Here is a 21,965-nt window from a genome sequence, read left to right on the forward strand (position 1 = left end):
GCGATCAGGCTCCTGTTCGATCAGGTTCAGGCCCTCACTCTAACCCTCTGCCACCTCGGCAAACAAGCTGTTTGGGCCGGCTGCGGTGATTCGTACCTGTATAATGTCACCGATTTGCGATGACTTTGCATCAACATTCACAGACTGCAGCCAGGGCGAACGGCCGATGAGCTGTCCCGGCATACGGCCCGGCTTCTCCAGAAGCAGATCGATGGTCTTGCCGATCATCGACTGCATGAAGGCTTGCTGCTGGTCGAGCAGCAACGCCTGCAGCCGTGCCAGGCGTTCCGTCTTCACATCCTCGGCCACGTGATCGGGCAGGTCGGCGCCGGGTGTGCCGGGACGTGTCGAATACTTGAACGAATAAGCCTGCGCGTAGTTCACTTCGCGAACGAGATTCATTGTGTCCTCAAAGTCCTGATCCGTCTCGCCCGGGAAACCGACGATGAAATCGCCCGAAAGCGCGATGTCTGGACGGACAGAGCGGATGCGCTCAATCAGGGCGACGTATTCGGAGGCCTTGTGGCGCCGGTTCATGGCCTTGAGGATCCGGTCGGAGCCGGACTGCACCGGCAGATGCAGATACGGCATCAGCATGCGCAGGTCACGGTGCGCCTCGATCAGACGGTCATCCATGTCGCGCGGGTGGCTGGTGGTGTAGCGCAACCGGGCGAGCCCCGGGATCTCCGCAAGCTTGTAGAGGAGGTCACCGAGGCCGATCGCCCTGCCCTCTCCATCCTCGCCGTGCCAGGCGTTGACGTTCTGGCCGAGCAAAGTGAGTTCGCGCACGCCACTGTCGACCAACCGACGGGCTTCCGCCAAAAGCTGGGAGAGCGGGCGGGAGACTTCCGAGCCACGGGTATAGGGCACCACACAGAAGGTGCAGAACTTGTCGCAGCCTTCCTGAACGGTGAGGAATGCCGTGACCGAGCGCGGCTTGCCAACGACCTTGGTCGGGTCCGGCAGATGCTCGAACTTGTCTTCCAGCGCATATTCGGTATCGACCACGCGCTCGCCGGCGCGGGCCTTGTGCAGCGCCTGCGGCAGACGGTGATAGGTCTGCGGGCCAATGACGACGTCAACGGCCGGCTCTCGACGGGAAATCTCCTCGCCCTCGGCCTGTGCCACACAGCCGGCGACGCCGATCATGAATTCCTTGCCTTCCGCCGCACGTACCTTCTTGTGCTCTCGCAGGCGGCCGAGCGCCGAATAGACCTTTTCGGCGGCCTTTTCGCGGATGTGACAGGTGTTGAGCAGGACGAGATCGGCCTCTTCCATGACCTCGGTCGGGGCGTAGCCATCCGCCGCCAGGGCATCGGCCATGCGGCCGCTGTCATAGACGTTCATCTGGCAGCCATAGGTCTTGATGAAGACCTTGCGCGTGTTGGCGCCCGGCGCCGGGGTATCTGAGAGGCTCGCGGTTTCCTGGGTCATGCCGCGCTATTTAGTGGTTTTCGGTCCGCGATTAAACCGAAAAATTGTCTGTAGGGCTCAGCGACCGTGACGGCCGCGCAGATGGGCGAGCAGCATCGAGCGCAACTGCTCCTCAATGCGGGTGGCAAGTGTCTTGCGGCTGTCGCCCTTTTTGAACTCCACCGTCTCTCCAAAGGTGACATCGACATCGATGGCCCCTGCACGCAGGACGCCGAGCAGATGCTCCACCAGGCCGATGTCGCCTGGCCAGCCAGCGATCGGCCGGTGATAGCGGCCCATGGGCATGCCCTGAACGCGGGTATAGGCGATCGCGACCGGCTGGACATGTACCACCGCGTCGTCTTCGGGTGGCAGGGCGGCTGCGGCCGCCCCAAAGAGCGAGGACTTGATACCTAGAATACGATTGCCATCGGAGGTCGTACCTTCCGGGAAGAGCACGACGATTTCGCCATCGGCCATGCGGGCCGCGATCTCGTTGACCTGGTCACCGGTTCGGCGCTTTTCTTCCCGCACGACGAAGATAGTTTTCTGCAACCTTGCCAGGAAGCCGAAGACGGGCCAGGAAGCGACCTCGGTCTTGGCGATGAAGGTGACGTCGGCGAGGGAACCGAGGACGAGAATATCTTTCCAGGAGGCGTGATTGGCGGCGATCATCAGCGGACGGCGGGTGTCGAGCGCGCCGTGGACATGGACGCGGATGCCGAGGAACCAGAGGGCCAGACGATGCCAGTGGTGCGGCAAACGCCGGCGAAGCGGCCAGTCGAAGCGCAGTGCCAAAAGCTGGACCGGGATCAGCAGCCCAGAGACCACGAGCAGTACGATCAGATAGAGCCCGACCCTCAGCCAGTTGATCACGCGGGCCTCACTGGCATGGCGGGCATTGGCTCACTTTTCGTCTTTCGACAGCGGAATGCCATAGAGCTCAAGACGGTGACCGACGAGGCGGAAGCCGTGTTCGCGGGCGATGCGCTCCTGGAGCGCTTCGATTTCCGGAGAGTGGAATTCGACGACGGTCCCGGTCTTCAGGTCGATCAGGTGATCGTGGTGTTCTTCCGGCACAGTCTCGTAGCGCGAGCGTCCATCGCGGAAATCGTGGCGCTCGATGATGCCGGCGTCTTCGAAGAGTTTGACGGTGCGGTAGACCGTCGAGATCGAGATTTTGGCGTCGATCTTGGAGGAGCGACGATAGAGCTCCTCGACATCGGGATGATCGTCGGATTCTTCGAGGATGCGAGCGATGACGCGGCGCTGCTCGGTCATGCGCATGCCCCGCTCGGCACACAGCGCTTCCAACGATTTCAGGGCGTCATTCATGGTGTCAGCATATCCGCAGAAGGTCGGTTCGTCCAACCGACCGGTTAGCGAAGATCACGGCGCATGACAAGCGCAGAGGACCGGCGGCCGTTTTCGTCAGTGTAATAGGCCGGACGCTCGCCCGCCTTCTCGAAGCCGAGCTTGCGGTAGAGGCCAAGGGCTGCGTGGTTGCCGTCATCGACCTCGAGGAACATGGATTCACCGCCCCTCGCCTTCGCCTCGCGCAGAGCCGCCTGCATGAGGCGCCAGCCGAGGCCGAAGCGGGCGACCTTGTCGCCGACGGCAATCGTCAGGATCTCCGCCTCGCCGGCCACTTCGCGGGAGAGGACAAAGCCGGCCAACGGCGCCTTGAAGACCAGCGTATTGGTCTGCCAGGCAGCAAAGCCGAAGCTGTTGGGCTGGAGGAGCAGGCTGAGGAACTCGCCATCGCCCCAGGCGCGGGGGAAGCGCTGGGCATGCAACTCGGCCACTGCACGGCAGTGTTCGGAGGTCATGGGCACGATTTCGAATTCGGGCTGGCGGTAGAACAGGCTGTCGCGCATGTCAGGCTCTCGATACGGCAAATCCCGTCTGCGGTTTCGCATCCGGTCCGCGCAGATAAAGCGGCTTCGGCTTGCCCTGAGCTTTCGCCGTTGCTGAAATGCGCGCGACGATCTCGATCGGATAGTGATCGGGGGCGGTTTCAGCCTCGCGGTCGGCGACAAGGGCAGTAGCCGAGCCGACGAGCACTTTGCCAGGAATGGCAGCTCGGGCGAGATAGTCGTCGAGCTCCAGCAGTAGTGGGTCGCCCTGAGGCGCACCGTGTTCGAAGCTCTGGGCATATACCTGATCGCGATGGGCGTTGATCGCGGCCAGCACTGGCTTTTCCGGTTCGGATGCGGTCTGCGCCAGCACTTCGAGTGTCGAGACGCCGACGCATTCCACGCCGAGCGCGAGAGCCAGGCCACGGGCCGCGGCAACACCGACACGGATGCCGGTGAAAGAGCCGGGTCCGACGGTCACGCCAATGCGCTCGATATCGCCGAGCGTCAGCCCGGCTTCGGCGAGCGCCTCGTCGATCATCGCCATCAGCCGTTCGGCATGGCCACGGCCGATTGTTTCGCTAACGCGACCGAGAATGGTGCCGGCATCAGAATCAAAAACGGCGGCTGCGCAGTCCACACCCGCCGTGTCGATCGCAAGAACGATCATGTCGTCTCCAGTCCGGTCAAATCAGACCGCTTCGACTTCCTGCACTTCCGGAACGAAGTGGCGCAGCAGGTTCTGCACGCCATGCTTCAGGGTTGCCGTCGAGGACGGGCAGCCAGCGCAGGAACCCTTCATGTTGAGGAAGACTTTGCCGTCCTTGAAACCGCGGAAGGTGATGTCGCCGCCATCCTGGGCGACGGCGGGGCGGACGCGGGTCTCGAGCAGTTCCTTGATGGTCGCCACGATCGTCTCGTCGCCGGCATCGAAGAATTCCTCATCGCTGTCGTTCTGTGCTGAGGTCGAGGCCGTGCCCATGACCGGGGCACCGCTCATGAAATGCTCCATAATGGTGCCGAGGATCGCCGGCTTCAGGTGATGCCATTCGGGGCCGTCCTTGGAGACAGTGACGAAATCGTAGCCAAAGAAGACGCCGGTAACGCCCGGGATCGCGAAGATGCGTGCCGCAAGCGGAGAAGCGCTCGCGCTGGTGGCATCGCGGAACTCGGCGGTGCCGGTTTCCATGACCACCTTGCCGGGGAGGAATTTCAGGGTCGCCGGGTTCGGCGTGGCTTCGGTCTGGATGAACATGTTGGCCTCCGGGCGGTGAGTGCACCGCTAAAGATTAGAATGTTTCAAAAATAGACCCTGCAGGCTCCATCTTCAAGACGTGATCGGCAGGATGCTCAAATTAGCAAAGCGCGTCGATTTCTTCATTGGTCAGCGTATCCGGCAGGACCGTGACCGGGATAGGGAAAGCGGCAGCCCGACCGGCGATCATCGAGACCAGAGGGCCCGGACCGTCCTTGGTCGAGCCTGCGGCCAGAACGAGGATCGCGATGTCGCGGTCTTCTTCGATCAGACTATTGATCTCGGGATAGGCGCTTCCCTCGCGGATGATCAGCTCAGGCTCGATGCCGATGGTTTCGCGTACCGTCTGGGCAGCCTTGGCCATGATGGCTTCGGCCTCTTCCCGGGCTTCTGCCCGCATGATCTCCTCGACACCCAGCCATTGCTGGAAATCACCTTCCGGGATCACATAGATCAGCACCAGTCCGCCATTGGAATTCTTGGCGCGGCGGCCGGCATAATGGACCGCACGCGAGCATTCCGGGGTGTTGTCGATCACCGCCATGAACTTGCGGCGGTGACCTTCAAGACGTGACAGACGCGTTGAAACCATAGAGAACCCCGCCGCCGGACTGATAACATGTGACGCGGGCGGGCTCCGGGCGGACCCGCCAGCGACCGAGACCTTATCGCACGAAGCCGATGATGTCGCGGACTTCGTTCATGGTCTTTTCGGCGCGGGTGCGGGCACGCTCGCCGCCGTCCCGGAGGACCGCATCAATGTGACCGGGGTCTTCCATGAGACGACGCATCTCGGCATTGATCGGGCCCAGTGCCGCGACCGCCAAATCGATCAGTGCCGGCTTGAAGACGGAGAACTGCTGGCCGCCGAACTCCGAAAGAACATCCGCTTTGGAGCGGTCCGCGAGCGCTGCGAAGATGCCGACGAGGTTGTCGGCCTCAGGGCGACCCTTGAGGCCATCGACTTCGCTCGGCAAGGCATCCGGGTCGGTCTTGGCCTTGCGGATCTTCTTCGAGATGGCGTCCTGGTCGTCCATCAGGTTGATGCGCGAAAGGTCTGATGGATCCGACTTCGACATCTTCTTGGTGCCGTCCTTGAGGCTCATGACACGGGGCGCCGGGCCATCGATCAACGGCTCCACCATCGGGAAGTAAGCATGTACCGGCTCTTCGCCAACCTTGATGTCGATGCCGAGGCCCGTCGGCTTGATCTTGTCATGGAAGTCCAGGTTGAACTTCATGGCGATGTCGCGGGCGAGCTCCAGATGCTGCTTCTGGTCTTCACCAACAGGCACATGGGTCGCGCGGTAGACGAGTATATCTGCGGCCATCAGGCTCGGATAGGCATAGAGGCCGAGCGAGGCCTGCTCGCGGTCCTTGCCCGCCTTGTCCTTGAACTGGGTCATCCGGTTCATCCAGCCGATCCGGGCGACGCAGTTGAAGATCCAGGCCAGTTCCGCGTGCTGCGGCACCTGGGACTGGTTGAAGACGATGTGCTTCTTCGGGTCGATGCCGGCGGCGAGGAAAGCCGCGGTGATCGAGCGGATCTGGGTCGCCATGTCCTCGTGGACGAGCTGGGCCGTCAGCGCATGCAGGTCGACGACGCAGTAGATGCAGTCGTTGTTTTCCTGGAGCGCGACGAACTTTCTGATGGCACCGAGGTAGTTTCCGAGATGGAGATTGCCGGTCGGCTGAACGCCGGAGAAAACCAGCGGCTTGAACTCAGTCATAATAATCCTCAACAGGCTGGTGGAGGGCCCGATCATCTGATCGCGTCGGTCAGGGCTTATGCACGGCGAGCGGGGCGCAATCAAGCGGTCACTTTGGCGGAGACCGAGGGGTCGGCTGGCGCCGGCTCGATCAGGTCCCAGAGATTGCCGTAGAGATCATGGAAGACGGCGACGGTTCCATAGACTTCTTGGCGCGGCGCCTCCTGGAAGACGACACCCGCCTTCACGAAGCGTGCCTGGTCGCGGGCGAAATCATCCGTTTTCAGAAAGAAGCCGACGCAGCCACCGGCCTGGTTGCCGATCGCGGCACGCTGGGCATCGTTCGACGCCTCGGCGAGCAGAAGCGAGGCGCCTTCGGAACCGATTGGACGGACCACCAGCCAGCGTTTGCCGTCCGGCATTTGGGTGTCCTCCATGCACTCGAAGCCGAGGCCATCGCAATAGAAGGCCTTGGCCCGATCATAGGTGTCCACGACCAGACTGACGAGAAAGAGGCTGTTTCCGCTCATGAAATCGCACTTTCGGTTTGATGTGTGACGAAGACACCATCGATGTCACGCATAGGGAAATTTCCTCCCAGAATCGAGGGGTTTAGGGAATAAATTCGCGACGTGCCAAGACCTCGATTCACGAGCTGATGCGGGCTCGAAACTCAGAAACGAGCAAAGCGCACCAAATTTGACACATTTCGGGGAATAAAAACCCGCCGCAAGCGATCTGGATCGCTCCAAAGAACAATCTCATTCCAGAAGGTCACTCATGCGCACTTTGTTTCGCGTCGCGCTCGGCTGCGTTCTTTCGCTCTGTCTCCTCTCCCCCGTCGAGGCCGTGGAGAAGAAGAAGCGACACTTTTTCATGAAGCACGATACTGCTGTCGCTTACACGCTGCAGCGGGTCAGCGTCAAAGCCAACTGCTTTCCCGACGAATTGAAGGCGATCCTGGCCCATATTGCCAAGAAGACCGGCAAGAAGCCGGTCGTAACCTCAGGACATCGCCCGCGCTCCGGCCGCTCGCAGCACAGCCACTGCTTTGCAGCGGACATTCGCGTGCCCGGCGTGCCCGAGAAGAAGATCGTGGCCGCCGCCCGCAGCGCGCCCGGCATCGGCGGCATCGGGCGCTACTGCAACGGCATCGTGCATGTCGATATCGGGCCGAAGCGGACCTGGACTTACTGCTGACCCGGGTCGGGTGAGGTCGTTGCGGCCTCGCCAGCCGTTTTCTTCCTGCGCTGGAGGCTGCGACGGACCAGGCGCCAGTCCGCACCGCCGATCAGTAAGGCGATGCCGAAATAGACCGGCATGGCGATTGCGATCAGCCCACCCAGCGCCAGCAACTGATCGAAGAGCGGGCTTGATGGTGAAAGCCAGGCAGCCCAACGATCGGAGAGGTAGACGAGCAGCCCGGCCATGATGGCGGAGGCGATGATCAGACGCAGGGTGCGCGTGAGCAGTGACCACTCGAAAACGAGGTGGCCCCGCCATAGCAGCACCGAAAACAACAGGATGGTGTTGGTCCAGCCGGCGGCAGCCTCGGCCATGGCAATGCCGCTCTCCTCGAAGATCGGGAAGAGCGTGATGGCAAGCCCCGTGTTGAGCGCGACCGACACTATGGTGAAACGCATCGGCGTCTTGGTGTCTTCGCGGGCGTAGTAACCCGGCTGAAGCGCCTTGATCAGCACGAAGCCCGGCAGGCCTATACCGTAGATCGCAAGGATCGAGGCGACGACGGCAGTGTTCTGTTCGGAGAAGGCGCCACGCTCGTAAAGCACCCGGATGATTTCATCGGACAGCACCCAGATTGCGGCAGCGGCCGGCAGCGTCAGGAAGAGAACGAACTCGATCGAGCGGTTCTGCAGCCCCTTCGCCTCGTTCATGTGACCGCCCTTCAACGCACGCGCGAGTTCCGGCAGGAGGACGACGCCGACGGCGACCCCTACGACGCCGAGCGGCAGCTGATAGATGCGGTCGGCATATTGCAGGGCGGAGATTGCCCCCTCTTTCGTCGAGGCAATCGCCTGGCCGATAAGCTGGTTGATCTGGGTGATGCCGCCGGTGATGGCAGCGGGAACGGCGAGCACCAGCAGGCGCTTGACGTTGGGGGTAAAACGCGGATGTTTGAAGCCGATGCGGATGCCGGCATGGCGCACGCCAAGATAGACCACGGCCATCTGCAAGAGGCCTGCCCCCAGCACGGACCAGGACAATGCCCAGGCGGTCGCAGCGGGATCAGCGCCCGTCCACAGAGCCCAGCCAAGCGCACCGATCATCAGCACATTGAGAAATACGGGCGCGATGGCGGCTGCAAAGAAATGATGCAGCGAGTTGAGCATGCCGCTCAGCATGGCCGTCAATGACATGCACATGAGATAGGGGAACATGACGATCGCGAGGCGGACCGTCAGGTTGAACTTTTCCGGATCGTCGGCAAAGCCCGGCGCGATGATCCACTGGACCAGTAGCGGCATGGACAGCTGCATGCCGATGGTCAGGATCAACAGGACCGAAAAGAGAACTCCGAAAACCTCTTCGGAAAATCGCTTGGCGCCATCAATGCCATTCTCCTCGATCTCCTTGGCGAAGAGCGGCACGAAGGCAGCGTTGAAAGCGCCCTCGGCGAAGAGGCGGCGGAAGAGATTGGGGAAGCGAAAGGCGGCATAGAAGACGTCGGCAACCGGGCCTGTGCCGAGTGCCGCGGCCATCAGGGTTTCGCGGGCGAAGCCGAAGATGCGGCTGCCGAGCGTCGCCCCACCGACCGTCATGAATTTCTTGACGAGGCTCATTCCTCAGGCCCGTGCCTTTTTCGGCGCCGGCGCTGCGCGGTGTGGCTGGGCGATGATGCCCGAGGGCATGTTGTCCTTGAGCTCGTCCGGCTGTTCGGTCATCACCGGCTTCAGGCGATTGGCAATATTGGCCTGCCGGTTCTCGTTGGTCACCTTCTGTCCGACGAGGTCGGTGACATAGAAGGTATCGATGACCTTTTCCCCGAAGGTGGTGATCCGTGCGGAATGAATGTCGAGCGACAGGTCCGACAGGACTGCGGTGATCTCGGCAAGGAGACCGATGCGGTCGAGGCATTCCACCTCGATAACCGTGAACTTGTTGGACAGCGCATTGGAGATGCGGACATCCGGCTGAACCGGAAAGGTCTTGTTGCGCTTCTTGCCCTTTGTGCGCGTGGCAATGACCTCTGGCAGGCGCTTACGGCCCGAGAGCACGTCCTCGATCATCTTGCCGATGGTGGCCGCGCGGCGGGTTTCGTCCTCGTCGATCGGGAACTCCCGGTTGATCAGGATCGTATCGAGGGCCCGGCCGTCCGAGGTCGTGAAGATCTGGGCATCGGCGATGTTGGCGCCGGCCGCCGCACAAGCGCCGGCGATGATCGACAGGAGACGTGGATGGTCAGGAGACAGCACCGTGATCTCGGTGATCGCGTGAAACTGGTGAGTGCGCACCATGGTCGCCAGCGCCTGTCCCGATTTGTCGGTCTGGCGGATGAAATGGGCGTGGCGGACCTGGTCTTCGAGATCGACCGAGAGCAGGTAGGGCTCGTAATGCAGCTTGGTATAGGTGCGCTGGTCCTTCTGGCTCCAGCCTTCGAGCGCCTGGCTGAGCTGCTCGGCGGCATGCTTGGCGCGTTCCTTGCGCGAGACCTGGGAGAAGCCGCCTGACAGCAGCAGTTCGGTCTCGTAATAGAGCGTGCGCAAAAGCTGGCCCTTCCAGCCATTCCAGACACCCGGGCCAACGGCCCTGATATCGCAGATGGTCAGAACCAACATCATCTTCAGCCGGTCGAGAGACTGCACCTTTTCGGCGAAGTCGGTGATGGTCTTGCGGTCGTGCAGGTCGCGCGTCTGAGCCACCATCGACATCAGCAGATGCTGGTCGATCAGCCAGGCGACCATTTCGGTCTGCTTGGGCGAGAGGCCGAGACGCGGGCAGAGCTTGCGGGCGACCTTGGCGCCGGCGACGGAGTGATCCTCCTGGCGGCCTTTGGCGATATCGTGCAGGAGGATCGCGACATAAAGCGTCTGGCGATCCTCGATTTCCGGCATGATCTTGTTGGCGAGCGGATGGATCTCCTCCGCCTTGCCGTTGTCGATCTCGGAGAGCACCTCGACCGTGCGGATCAGATGCTCGTCGACGGTATAGTGATGATACATGTTGAACTGCATCATCGAGACAATCTTGCCGAATTCCGGCATGAAACGACCGAGCACGCCGGCCTCGTTCATGCGCCGAAGGATGAAACCCGGATCCTTGCGTGAGGTCAGGATCGAGAGAAACAGGCGGTTGGCCTCTTCGCTTTCGCGGAAATCATTGGTGATCAGCGACAGCGAGCGGGTGACGGCCTTCAAGGCATCAGGATGGAATTCGAGCCCGTTCAGATCCGCCACGTGGAAGAGGCGCATGATCGACATCGGGTCCTTCTTGAAGACGCCGGGATCGGCAAGCGCAATGCGGCCGCGATCATCGATGAATTCGCTGGCGCCGGGGATCTTGCGCGGGCGGTTGGCAAAACGGCCGATCATGCCACCGATACCGGGGGCGGCCTTGGCCTGCTGGTCTTCAAGTGCTGCCGCAAAGATGCGGGTGAGATCGCCGACGTCTTTTGCCACAAGGAAGTAGTGCTTCATGAAGCGCTCGACGGCGGAAAGACCCGGGCGCGCCTGATAGCCGAGGCTCTTGGCGATCTCCGGCTGGATATCGAAATACAGGCGCTCTTCCGGCTTGCCGGTCAGATAATGCATGTGGCAGCGAACCGCCCAGAGGAAATCGTCAGCCTTCTGGAAAAGGCGCCACTCGTGGCGGGAGAGCACGCCGAGACGCACCAATTCGCCGGTGTCGCGGACATGGTAATTGTATTTGGCGATCCAGAAGAGGGTCTGCAGATCGCGCAAGCCCCCTTTGCCTTCCTTGACATTGGGCTCGACGAGGTAGCGGCTGTCGCCAGCCTTGCGGTGCCGCTCGTCGCGTTCGGCAAGCTTGGCGGCGATGAATTCAGGCGCAGTACCGGTCGTTACCTCCTGGTCGAAGCGGCGCTGGAGCTCGGTGACCAGAGCCTCGTCGCCGCAGATATGGCGGGTTTCGAGGATCGCGGTCCGAATGGTCATGTCCGTGGTTGACAGGCGGATGCACTCCTCCACCGTGCGGGTGGCGTGGCCGACCTTGAAGCCGACATCCCACAACAGATAGAGGACGAACTCGACCGCCTTGTGCATGGCGGGACCAGCCTTCGGCGGCAGCAGGAAGAGCAGGTCGATATCGGAGCCTGGCGCCAGGGTTCCGCGGCCGTAACCGCCGACGGCGGCGACGGCCAGACCGTTGGCGTCCTTCGGATAGACATGGGTGCGGGCGAAATCGAAGATGACCGAGATCAGCTGATCCTGGATCCAGGAAATCCGGTTGGCGCAGTTCATGCCGCTGCCGTCTTCGAAAAGCTTCAGCCGCGCCTGTTCGCGGGCCTCGGCAGAGGCCTTCTTCAGGATCGGCAGGAGCTTCGAGCGGGTCTCCAGCATATTGCCGCAGCCAGCCTCCGCGATGGTTTTGCAGGACGCACGGAGCGCGTCGATGTCGAGGAGATCGTCGAAGGCAAGCTCTGCTGTGGCCATGGGTGCGGCATCATCTCTTGGGACCGGGGAATCAACCGGATCGGTGGCGCTATAGCGCTTTTCGGGCGCGATTGACAGGCACTCTACCGGTCAAGGCTTGCCAAGTTGTTTCTTCAGATCATAGAGCGCATCGAGCGCCTGGCGAGGCGTGAGGTCGTCAAGATCGAGTGAGCGCAGCGCCTCTTCGACCTTGGAGGGGCCGGATTTCTGGATCTCCTCGCGGCGCACGGCGACCTGAAAAAGCGGCAGGTCATCGATCAGCTGGGCGGCCGGGTTCTTTCGGTCGCTGTCTTCCAGGCGGGTCAGAACTTCCCGAGCACGGGCAACGACGGCAGCTGGCAGGCCGGCCAGACGGGCGACCTGGATACCATAGGAGCGATCGGCGGAACCGGGGCCGACCTCATGCAGGAAGATGACGTCGCCGTCCCATTCCTTGACCCGCATGGTGACATTCGACATGCGGGCGAGTTTTTCGGACAGCGCCGTCAGTTCGTGGAAATGGGTGGCAAAGAGCGAGCGGCAGCGGTTTGCCTCATGCAGGTGCTCGACGGCGGCCCAGGCGATGGAGAGGCCATCGAAGGTGGCAGTGCCGCGTCCGATTTCATCCAAGATGACCAGCGAGCGGTCGGTGGCCTGGTTGAGAATGGCGGCGGTCTCGACCATCTCGACCATGAAGGTGGAGCGACCACGGGCGAGATCGTCGGAGGCGCCGACGCGGGAGAAGAGCCGGTCGACGATCCCGATATGGGCGGCACCGGCGGGCACGAAGGAGCCCATCTGGGCGAGAATGGCGATCAGCGCGTTCTGGCGCAGGAAGGTCGATTTACCGCCCATATTGGGGCCGGTCAGCAGCCAGATGGCGCCGGGGCCTTTGGTATCGTTGGGCGAGAGATCGCAATCATTGGCGATGAAGGGGCTGGCGGCCTGGCGGCGCAGAGCCTGCTCGACCACCGGATGGCGGCCAGCGGTGATGGCGAACATTCTCGAGTCATCGACCAGCGGGCGGCAATAGCCCTGCTCTTCCGCCAAGGCCGCGAGGCCGGCTGCGACGTCGATCACCGCAAGCGCCCGGGCCGCGGCTTTGATAGGTTCTGCGGCGGAGACCACCTGGCTCACCATCTGATCGAAGGCTGCGAGTTCGAGCGAGAGTGCCTGCCCGGCGGCGTTCGCAATCCGGCTTTCGAGATCGGCGAGTTCGGTGGTGGTGAAGCGCATGGCGTTTGCCATGGTCTGGCGATGGATGAAGCGGGCCTTGGCTTCGTCGCCCTCGGTCATCGGACCGGCATTGCCGGCGGTTACCTCGATGAAATAGCCGAGCACATTGTTATGCTTGATCTTCAGCGACTTGATGCCGGTTTCCTCGGCATATTGCAGCTGAAGGCCGGCGATCACACGTCGGGACTGGTCGCGCAGCGCGCGCAGCTCGTCCAATTCCTGGATCGCGCCATCGCGCAGGAAGCCGCCATCGCGCTTCAGAAGCGGCAGTTCCTCGGCGAGCATCGCGGCCAGGCTGGAGCCAAGATCGGCGGGCAAGGCTGCGAGGTCGGCAAGGGCTTCGGACAGTTCCGCTGGCAGGCTTGATGGGTGCAGAAGGCGGCCGACCTCAGCGGAGGCTGCGAGACCGGCGACGATGGCACCGAGGTCGCGCGGGCCACCGCGATCGAGCGCCAAACGGGAAAGGGCGCGCGGCATGTCGGGCACGCGCTTCAGGGCGTCGCGGAGGCGGTCGACGAGCAGGCCATCGGCCAAGAGATGGGCGATCGAGTCCTGGCGGTCGGCAATCGCTTCGGGGTCCGTCAGTGGCGACATGAGGCGTTCGGCAAGCAGGCGGGCGCCACCGCCTGTGACGGTGCGGTCGATCGCTTTCAACAGCGAACCGTTGCGATCGCCAGACAGCGTCTTCACCAGTTCGAGATTGGCGCGGGTCGCGGGATCAATGAAGAGGGTCGAGGCCGCATTCTGCCGTTCGGGCAGACCGAGCGGCGGGCGCTCGGAGATCTGGGTCTTTTCGACATAGGCGACGGCGGCGGCGGCCGCTGCGATTTCGGCGCGGGAGAAGGCGCCGAAGCCATCCAGCGTTCCGACGCCAAAGTAACGGACGATGCGGCCTTCAGCACTTGCACTGTCGAAGAGCACGCCGGGCTGGGGCACGACGACACGACCGAGCACGTCGAAGGCGGGCTTCAGTTCTTCGTCGTGGAACAGCGTATCGGGCACGATCAGCTCGCGCGGCTCGATGCGCAGGATGTCCGCGAGCAGGCGCGTCTCAGTCGTCTCCGCGAGGCGGAAGATGCCGGTGGAAATATCGATCCAGGCGAGCGCCAGTTGCGGGGCGGAACCGCCCCGGATCCGGGCGAGTGCCATCAGGTAGTTGGATTCGAAGGGCGAGAGGAGTTTATCCTCGGTGATCGTGCCCGGCGTAACGAGGCGGACGACGTCACGCTTCACCACGGATTTCGAGCCTCGCTTCTTGGCCTCTGCCGGATCCTCGATCTGCTCGCAGACCGCAACGCGGAAGCCGAGCGAGATCAGTTTCTGCAGGTAATCATCGGCAGCATGCACCGGCACGCCGCACATGGGGATATCCTGGCCGAGATGCTGGCCGCGCTTGGTCAGCGTGATGCCGAGCGCGCGGGAGGCGTCGACCGCATCCTCGAAGAACAGCTCGTAGAAATCGCCCATGCGATAGAAGAGCAGGCTACCCGGATTGGCGGCCTTGATCTCGATGAATTGCTCCATCATCGGAGTGGCCGTGGCGCGGCTCTCCTCCGAGGTCAGCTCGGCGACGTTCAGGACATCACTTTGGGTGGCTTGATATAGCGTCACGGGCTCAATGTTTTCTTGAAAAGGAAGTCGTGCAACACTAACGACTTAAGGCGAGGAAAAACAACCAGGATGGGCCGGCGTTCGCCCGCTGCCCACAACAAGGTGAGGGGAAGCATGGCAAATGAGAAGACGACCGGCCGGACGAAAGTCTCGGTGACGGAACAGGAAGCGCTGGACTTTCACTCCCAGGGGCGGCCGGGCAAGCTGGAGATTACCCCGACCAAGCCAATGGCGACGCAGCGCGATCTGTCGCTTGCCTATTCCCCCGGCGTTGCCGTTCCCGTGAAGGCGATCGCTGCCGATCCTGCCACCGCCTATGACTATACGACCCGCGGCAACATGGTGGCAGTCATCTCCAACGGCACAGCGATCCTTGGCCTCGGCAATCTCGGGGCGCTGGCCTCGAAGCCCGTGATGGAAGGCAAGTCCGTTCTCTTCAAGCGCTTTGCCGATGTCGATTCGATCGATCTTGAGGTGGACACCGAGAATGTTGACGAGTTCATCAACTGCGTGCGTTATCTCGGCCCGTCCTTCGGCGGGATCAATCTCGAAGACATCAAGGCGCCCGACTGTTTCATCATCGAAAGCCGGCTGCGCGAGCTGATGGACATCCCTGTTTTCCACGACGATCAGCATGGCACGGCGATCATCGCGGCTGCCGGCCTGATCAACGCGCTGGAACTGACCGGCCGCGACTTCAAGACGACCAAGCTTGTCTGCAACGGCGCGGGGGCTGCGGCGATTGCCTGTATCGAGCTGATCAAGGCCATGGGCTTCAACGGCGAGAACATCATTCTCTGCGACACCAAGGGCGTGATCTACCAGGGTCGCACCGAGGGCATGAATCAGTGGAAGTCGGCCCATGCCGTCAAGACCGACCGGCGGTCGCTGAAGGAAGCCATGGTGGGTGCTGATGTCGTGTTCGGCCTCTCCCAGAAGGGTGCCTTCGCCGCCGACATGATCGCCTCGATGGCTGACAATCCGATCATCTTTGCCATGGCCAATCCGGACCCGGAAATCACGCCTGAGGAAGTGGCCGAGATCCGCTCAGATGCGATCATGGCCACCGGGCGCTCGGACTATCCGAACCAAGTGAACAATGTTCTCGGCTTCCCTTACATCTTCCGGGGTGCTCTCGACGTGCGGGCAAGCCAGATAAACGATGCGATGAAGATCGCTGCCGTCCGGGCGCTCGCCGATCTGGCGCGCGAGGACGTGCCTGACGATGTGGCCGCGGCCTATCAGGGCGAGCGGCCGCGCTTCGGGCCGCAATACATCATCCCCGTACCCTTCGACCCGCGCCTCATTTCGGCAATCCCGGTTGCCGTCGCCAAAGCAGCGATGGAAAGCGGCGTGGCACGCAAGGAAATCGAGGATCTCGGCGCCTATGCGCATGAGCTTTCCGCCCGCCGCGACCCGATCGCGGCCGCGACGCAGCGCATCTACGAGCATGTCCGCAGCCACCCCAAACGCGTCGTCTTTGCCGAAGGTGAAGAGGAGCAGGTCATGCGTGCGGCGATCTCATTCGTCAATCTCGGCCTCGGCACCGCGATCCTGCTGGGCCGCGACGAGCCCTTGAAGGCGACCGCCGAACGGGCCGGCATTGATCTCGACCGTCCAGGCATCGAGGTGGTCAACGCCCGCATGTCCACCCGCGTCGAGGCCTATACCGAATATCTCTATGCCCGGCTGCAGCGGAAGGGCTACCTGCATCGCGATGCGCAGCGGCTGATCAACACCGACCGCAACCACTTCGCCGCCTGCATGGTGGCGCTGGGCGATGCGGATGCCATGGTGACGGGCACGACGCGCAATTATTCGACGGCACTCGAGGACGTGCGCCGCTGCATCGACACGGCGCCCGGCCACCGGGTAATCGGCGTGTCGCTGGCTCTGGCGCGTGGCCGCACGATCGTCGTGGCAGACACCGCCGTGCACGACATGCCGACGGCGGATGAGCTGGCCGATATCGCCGAAGAGGCGGCGGGTGTCGCCCATCGGCTGGGGCTTGTGCCACGCGTGGCGCTGCTGGCCTATTCCACCTTCGGCCATCCAACCGGCGAGCGCTCCGAGCGGGTGCGGGAAGCCGTGAAGATCCTCGACCGTCGCGGCGTCTCCTTCGAATATGATGGCGAGATGGGAGCTGATATCGCGCTCAACCAACACCGGATGGAGCAGTATCCGTTCTGCCGCCTCTCGGGCACAGCCAATGTGCTGGTCATGCCGGCGATCCATTCGGCGGCGATCTCGACGAAGATGCTGCAGGAGCTGGGCGGCTTGACCGTAATGGGGCCGCTCTTGATCGGGCTCGAAAAGTCGGTGCAGATTGCCCAGATGGGCGCGAAGGACAGCGACATCGTCAATATGGCAGCGATTGCGGCCTATAACGCGGCGGGTTAAGCGAAGACCGGAGCGGCTTTTGCAAGCCGCTCCATGTCGTCCTCGATCTCGCGCTTCAGCCAGCGCTTGAACTTTTCCACCTTCTCCGAGCGCCTCGCGTTCTCGGCGGTCACGAAGTAGTGGCCGAAGCCGGTTTTGACCGCCGGACCAAAGGGCGCGACGAGCTGGCCGTGCTGCAGCTGATGCGAGGCGATCGTTTGCCAGGCGAGCATCACCCCCTGCCCCGCGATGGTCGCGTCGAGGCAGAGCGAAGCCTCGCTGAAGGTGTGACGGGCCTTGATCTCAGCGCCTTCGAGACCGACGGCGGAGAGCCAGACATCCCAGGTAAACATGGCCCTGCCATCGATGACCTTCGGCAGGTCGAGGATATCTGCGGGCTCGCGCAGCTTTTCGGCCATGGCCGGGGTGCAGAGCGGGGCCACCCGCTGTTCGAGAATGAGTTCGGCCTTGAAGCCCGGCCAGTGACCCCGTCCGACACGAATTCTGAGATCGACATCTGTCTGGCTGGCATCGGTCAGGCGGTCGTTGGCGTCGATGCGCAGGCTGATCTGCGGGAAACGTTCGGAAAAGTCTGCAATTCGATGCACGAGCCAGCGGGCGGCGAAGACCGGGGCGACCGAAATGGTCAGCAGGCTGTCATCGCTGCGTCTGGCGAGGGCCACGGCGCCCGAGAGGTGGCGGAAGCCATCCGAGAGGCGTGCCAGCATATCTGTCGCCGTTTCTACCGGGACCATGCCACGGCTCGTGCGCTCGAAAAGCATGCGACCGAGCTGCTGTTCGGTCTTGATGACCTGCTGGCTGACGGCGCCGATGGAGACGCAAAGCTCTTCCGCCGCCGCCTGGAGTGAGCCGAGACGTCCCACGGCTTCGACGGCGCGCAGGCCGTTCAGATGCAACTGATTGAGGTTCTTCATATAGAAAAGCTATAATCACAAGGAGCAAAACTCAATTGAAATGTACAGGATTCAAGCAGAGTATCAGGCATCATTTCAACCGATTTCCCATCCATTAGGCGCGCGGAAGGCTAGGTCATGCTCAAGATTTTCTGGAAGCAAGCGACAGCTAAGGCGAAAGCAAGGGCAGACTGGCGGCATGACCCCTTGGGGCATCCGGCTTTACAGGAGATGAGCCTGCTAGAGCTTGCCGATCTTCCGATGGTGGCGGAAGTGCAGATGCGGCAAGGTCGAGCGGAGGTGGTCGAAGATTGTCGTCTAAGCGCCAGCCACGGGCATCGAGCCGGATGCAGTGTATCGCGCTGATCCCAATAGTGAGGGCATTCGGCTTCGCCGCCCCCTCATCCCCGGTGCAACGAGTTGCACCTGAGGGCTGCGCGCCACCTTCTCCCCGATGGCGAGAAGAGGATCAGCTGGCGCTGGCGAAGCGGCCGGCGTCTGCGCCGTAATAGTTGACGTAACGACCGGAAATGCTGGCGATCGGCAGGATGATCAGGACGTCTGTCGTGTTGAAGGCCTGGTCAACCACCGCGCCGTTGCCGACCATGGCGCCGAGGCGCAGATAACCCTTGATCAGCGGCGGCATGGCGAAGAGGGCGCGTCGGGCATTCACGGCTTCCGACGGCATCAGGTCCATCTCGCGGTAGAGATGCGGCAGCGCGTCAACGGCCCACTCGCCCCTGGCGACGGCGTTCTGGTGCAGGAAGGAAAGCGCCAGCGCATGCTCCTCCGGCTGCGTGCCGGGGAAGGAGCCGCAGCCGAACATGGCGTCGATGCGGTTATGCAAGGCATAGGCCCAGCAGCCCTGCCAGAGCAGTTCGACCGTGCGCTTCGTGCGGTATTGCGGCAGGACGCAGGAGCGGCCGAGCTCCATGAAACGCTTTTCCGGATGGCGGGCGACGAGCGCGTTGACGCCGAATTCGGAGCCGGAATAAAAGCCGCCATGGGCGATCGCCACTTCATGGCGCAGCAGGCGGTAGGTGCCGACAATCTGGTCTTCGGCGTCGCCATCGATCGAGCGGTCGAGGACCAGAAGATGATCGCAAAGGCTATCCCAGCTGTCGACTTCCCGGCCGCGGCGCGCATCTTCGACGCAGACCTGCGCCTTCATCTCCTCGACAAACACGCGATAACGTACGGCCTGGGCCGCGTCGATCTCGCGTTCGGTGCGGGCGATGCGCGTTTCGAGGCTACCGATTCGGCCCAGGATATCGCGCGAAGCGGGAAGTCCCAGCGGCATACCGGCCGGGTTTTCCAAGAGAAGGTCTCGTTCGATCAGTTCCACGCTCATGGGATCTATCCAGCGTTGAAGTCACGGCCTTTAAACACGAGACTGCTACAGGAAAGTGACAAAACTTCGGAAGCCTCAGCCGCCCCTCAGGCCTCCGGCGGCTTCGGCTTGCGGTGCTGGATGATCTCGTCGATGACGATGCAGATCGCCCCGATCGTGATGAAGCTGTCAGCCAGGTTGAAGACCGCGAAGGACCAGGTGTCCGTGTAGAACAGGATGTAATCGACCACATAGCCATAGGTGAAGCGGTCGATGATATTGCCGAGCGCGCCAGCGATGATCATCGCAAAACCGAGATGGGCGAAATGCTGCTCCGGACCGGTCTTGCGCCACAGCCACAGGACGAAACCGACAATGACGAGGCGCAGGCCGATGATGAACCAGCTGTCGAGATGCGACAGCATGGAGAAGGCGACGCCGAGATTGTGGGTGCGGTAGAGCGCCCAGAACGGCAGAACCGGGATCAGCTCATGCATCGGCAGATAGATTTCGACCGCGTATTTGATCGCCTGGTCGAGGATCAGGGCGATGGCGATGAAGGTCAGAACCGGACCGGGCCGGTTGAAGGCGGCAAGCATGGTCACTTGGCTCCGTCGAGGGCGAGCAGGTGGCGGCGGACCTCGAAGAGCATCACGCCGGTGGCGACTGCCAGATTGAGGCTGTCGGCCATGCCGACCTGGGGAATGCGGGCGAGCTTGTCAGCGGCCTCAGCCAACTCATCCGGAAGGCCGGATTGTTCGTTGCCCATCATCAGGATGACCGGCTTCGACTTGTAATCAATCGTGCGATAGTCGACGGCGCCGGCGAGATGCGTGGCGACGAGGCGGGCATCCACCGACTTCTTCCACTTGAGGAAATCAGCGGGCGTGGTCTTCACCAGCGGCAGGGCGAACATCGAGCCCATGGTGGCGCGCACGGTTTCCATCGAGAAGGGATCGGTGCAATCGCCAACAAGGATGACGCCTGCGGCACCGGCAGCATCAGCGGTGCGAATGATGGTACCGAGATTGCCGGGGTCGCGGACGCGGTCGAGAGCGATCCAGGTTTCCGAGCCCTTGGGATTTATATCCTTGAGCGGCGTCCAGCGCTGTTCGAAGACGGCGGCGACCATTTGCGGGTTATCGCGCCGCGTGATCGAGGACATGACTTTTTCGCTCACTTCCAGCACGAGGCCGCCTGATGCCACCGTGCGGGCAGCGACCTTTTCAACCAGCGGCTTGCCCTTGCCGGCCTTGGCATAGACGAGGGTGCGGATGGTCCAGCCGCGATCGAGCGCGTCGATCACGAGCTTCAGGCCTTCAGCAAGGAAGGTGCGGCTTTCGTCGCGGCTCTTCTTCTGGGAAAGCGCCTTGATGTCCTTGATGATGGGATTGGCGAGGCTGGTGACCTCCTTGACCTGACCGACGCGGCGCGGGCCGTCCTGGCGATAATCATCGGTCATTTCGGCACCCAGCGGCTGAAGAGAGAGGTGGAGAGCGCACGCCCCGGCGTCTTGCCGTCGAGACCGGCCTCGCGGATGACGAGCTCGCCTGACTCGACCAGGCCGCCCTTGCCGCGCATGGTTTCCCGCATCAGCTCGTGGATCGAGTAGAAGCTGGCACGGATCGAATAGGCGGTCAGAACAAGCCCGACGGCCTTGGGCGCCAGCAGTTCGCGGCATATGTCGAGCATCAGCGGCAGATGATCGAAGAGCTGCCAGACTTCACCATTGGGACCACGGCCGAATTTCGGCGGGTCGGTGAGAATGATGTCGTAGCGATGACCGCGCCGTTCCTCGCGCAGGATGAACTTCATTGCGTCCTCGCAGATCCAACGGATCGGCGCCTTGTCGAGGCGGCTCAGCGACTGGTTCTCGCGGGCCCAGCCGATCGCCTTCTTGGAGGCGTCGACATGTGTGACTTCGGCGCCCGCAGCGGCGGCCACCAGCGAGGCGACGCCGGTGTAACCAAAGAGGTTCAGGACCTTCAGCGGCCTGTCGGCAGCCTCGATCTTCTCTTTCATCCAGCTCCAATGGGCGATCTGCTCCGGGAAAACGCCGACATGACGGAAGGCGGTGAAACGGCCGTGGAAATCGACGCCGAGCAGGGAGAGCGGCCAGGTTTCGCCCAGCGCCTCACGCTGGAAGCGCCAGCGGCCCATGCCGTCTTCGTCGGTATCGCCGGTGAAGACAGCGTCGGCCTTGTCCCAGACATGGGTGGGTAAAGCCTTCGGCCACAGCGCCTGGGCTTCGGGGCGAACGATGCGATAAGGGCCGTATTGCTCAAGCTTCAAACCGTCGCCGCTGTCGATCAGGTGGAAATCGCCCGCGCCTGAGGATTCGAGGATCAGCGGCACGCGCTCGGCCGGGCGGTCACCGTTGCGGACCGTCAGGGCGCGGGCGGGTTCGGCCGTCACATCGGGCGATTGCGGCTGTGGCTTTGGCTTTGGTGCCTCGGCATCACGGCGCGGCGGGCGGGCCGGGCGATCGTCCCTGCCCTTCGACGGGTACGGCTTCGCTGATCCGGGCCGTGTGTCGCCACTGGCTTTCGCCTTCGCTCCCGGGAATGGCTTGGCGCCGGGGCGACGTTCCTTGTTCTTCACGTCAATGATCCGTGGGTCGTGTTCGTTTGCGCCAGCCCATAGCATTGCCGGC

Annotated in this window: 19 protein-coding genes; 2 read left to right on the forward strand and 17 right to left on the reverse strand. The window is 62.5% G+C overall.

Going from position 1 to position 21,965, the window contains the following annotated elements; genetic code table 11:
- Positions 1–39 precede the first annotated feature (39 nt).
- From miaB to BSY240_RS11930, 9 genes are all read right to left on the reverse strand, one after another.
- Positions 40–1,434, reverse strand: coding sequence for a tRNA (N6-isopentenyl adenosine(37)-C2)-methylthiotransferase MiaB (gene miaB, locus BSY240_RS11890; RefSeq protein ID WP_069042448.1), 1,395 nt, complete (start codon positions 1,432–1,434; stop codon positions 40–42).
- 57 nt (positions 1,435–1,491) lie between these two features.
- Entirely contained in the window at positions 1,492–2,286 is a 795-nt protein-coding gene (locus BSY240_RS11895; RefSeq protein ID WP_069043953.1) for a lysophospholipid acyltransferase family protein, read from the reverse strand.
- Positions 2,287–2,319: 33 nt separating this feature from the next.
- Positions 2,320–2,748, reverse strand: coding sequence for a Fur family transcriptional regulator (locus BSY240_RS11900; RefSeq protein WP_006728031.1), 429 nt, complete (start codon positions 2,746–2,748; stop codon positions 2,320–2,322).
- A 44-nt stretch (positions 2,749–2,792) separates the two neighbouring features.
- Positions 2,793–3,290, reverse strand: coding sequence for a GNAT family N-acetyltransferase (locus tag BSY240_RS11905; RefSeq protein WP_054149140.1), 498 nt, complete (start codon positions 3,288–3,290; stop codon positions 2,793–2,795).
- 1 nt (position 3,291) lies between these two features.
- Positions 3,292–3,939 carry a tRNA (adenosine(37)-N6)-threonylcarbamoyltransferase complex dimerization subunit type 1 TsaB gene (gene tsaB, locus BSY240_RS11910; RefSeq protein WP_069042449.1) on the reverse strand — a complete coding sequence of 216 codons (648 nt, stop codon included), beginning with the start codon at positions 3,937–3,939 and terminating at the stop codon, positions 3,292–3,294.
- A 21-nt stretch (positions 3,940–3,960) separates the two neighbouring features.
- On the reverse strand, positions 3,961–4,524 hold the full coding sequence (locus tag BSY240_RS11915; RefSeq protein WP_054149142.1) for a NifU family protein: 564 nt from the start codon (positions 4,522–4,524) through the stop codon (positions 3,961–3,963).
- Positions 4,525–4,624: 100 nt separating this feature from the next.
- Complete coding sequence (locus tag BSY240_RS11920) at positions 4,625–5,116, reverse strand: universal stress protein (RefSeq protein WP_069042450.1); 492 nt, start codon at positions 5,114–5,116, stop codon at positions 4,625–4,627.
- 73 nt (positions 5,117–5,189) lie between these two features.
- The gene (gene trpS, locus BSY240_RS11925; protein ID WP_054149144.1) at positions 5,190–6,254 is read right to left on the reverse strand and encodes a tryptophan--tRNA ligase; all 1,065 of its coding nucleotides are present in this window, start codon (positions 6,252–6,254) and stop codon (positions 5,190–5,192) included.
- Between the two features lie 80 nt (positions 6,255–6,334).
- The gene (locus tag BSY240_RS11930) at positions 6,335–6,763 is read right to left on the reverse strand and encodes a VOC family protein (protein WP_069042451.1); all 429 of its coding nucleotides are present in this window, start codon (positions 6,761–6,763) and stop codon (positions 6,335–6,337) included.
- A 250-nt stretch (positions 6,764–7,013) separates the two neighbouring features.
- Here BSY240_RS11930 and BSY240_RS11935 point away from each other — a divergent pair, with 250 nt between their 5' ends.
- Complete coding sequence (locus BSY240_RS11935; protein WP_054149146.1) at positions 7,014–7,433, forward strand: YcbK family protein; 420 nt, start codon at positions 7,014–7,016, stop codon at positions 7,431–7,433.
- Here the strand turns inward: BSY240_RS11935 and murJ are convergent.
- The 3 genes from murJ to mutS all read right to left on the reverse strand — a co-directional run bounded on the left by murJ (position 7,424) and on the right by mutS (position 14,605).
- Positions 7,424–9,034, reverse strand: coding sequence for a murein biosynthesis integral membrane protein MurJ (gene murJ, locus BSY240_RS11940; RefSeq protein ID WP_069042452.1), 1,611 nt, complete (start codon positions 9,032–9,034; stop codon positions 7,424–7,426). The genes BSY240_RS11935 and murJ overlap by 10 nt on opposite strands.
- A gap of 3 nt (positions 9,035–9,037) precedes the next feature.
- The gene (locus tag BSY240_RS11945) at positions 9,038–11,863 is read right to left on the reverse strand and encodes a [protein-PII] uridylyltransferase (RefSeq protein WP_069042453.1); all 2,826 of its coding nucleotides are present in this window, start codon (positions 11,861–11,863) and stop codon (positions 9,038–9,040) included.
- Positions 11,864–11,953: 90 nt separating this feature from the next.
- Positions 11,954–14,605: a DNA mismatch repair protein MutS gene (mutS, locus tag BSY240_RS11950; RefSeq protein WP_236759368.1), complete on the reverse strand. Its 2,652-nt coding sequence runs from the start codon at positions 14,603–14,605 to the stop codon at positions 11,954–11,956.
- Between the two features lie 198 nt (positions 14,606–14,803).
- Between mutS and BSY240_RS11955 the strand changes: the two genes are divergently transcribed.
- Positions 14,804–17,089: an NADP-dependent malic enzyme gene (locus BSY240_RS11955; RefSeq protein WP_069043954.1), complete on the forward strand. Its 2,286-nt coding sequence runs from the start codon at positions 14,804–14,806 to the stop codon at positions 17,087–17,089.
- On the opposite strand, the gene BSY240_RS11960 is transcribed toward BSY240_RS11955, so the two are convergent.
- The 5 genes from BSY240_RS11960 to BSY240_RS11985 all read right to left on the reverse strand — a co-directional run bounded on the left by BSY240_RS11960 (position 17,086) and on the right by BSY240_RS11985 (position 21,913).
- Positions 17,086–18,003, reverse strand: coding sequence for a LysR substrate-binding domain-containing protein (locus BSY240_RS11960; protein WP_069042455.1), 918 nt, complete (start codon positions 18,001–18,003; stop codon positions 17,086–17,088). The two genes, BSY240_RS11955 and BSY240_RS11960, sit on opposite strands and share 4 nt — an antisense overlap.
- 448 nt (positions 18,004–18,451) lie before the next feature.
- Entirely contained in the window at positions 18,452–19,282 is an 831-nt protein-coding gene (locus BSY240_RS11970; protein WP_371418504.1) for a GNAT family N-acetyltransferase, read from the reverse strand.
- A gap of 137 nt (positions 19,283–19,419) precedes the next feature.
- Positions 19,420–19,911 carry a signal peptidase II gene (lspA, locus tag BSY240_RS11975; protein WP_069042457.1) on the reverse strand — a complete coding sequence of 164 codons (492 nt, stop codon included), beginning with the start codon at positions 19,909–19,911 and terminating at the stop codon, positions 19,420–19,422.
- A 2-nt stretch (positions 19,912–19,913) separates the two neighbouring features.
- Entirely contained in the window at positions 19,914–20,774 is an 861-nt protein-coding gene (locus tag BSY240_RS11980) for a TrmH family RNA methyltransferase (protein WP_069042458.1), read from the reverse strand.
- The gene (locus tag BSY240_RS11985) at positions 20,771–21,913 is read right to left on the reverse strand and encodes a class I SAM-dependent methyltransferase (protein WP_150127460.1); all 1,143 of its coding nucleotides are present in this window, start codon (positions 21,911–21,913) and stop codon (positions 20,771–20,773) included. Before BSY240_RS11985 ends, BSY240_RS11980 begins: the two co-directional genes overlap by 4 nt.
- Positions 21,914–21,965: the final 52 nt, after the last annotated feature.

The organism is Agrobacterium sp. RAC06 (assembly GCF_001713475.1).
Lineage (GTDB): Bacteria > Pseudomonadota > Alphaproteobacteria > Rhizobiales > Rhizobiaceae > Allorhizobium.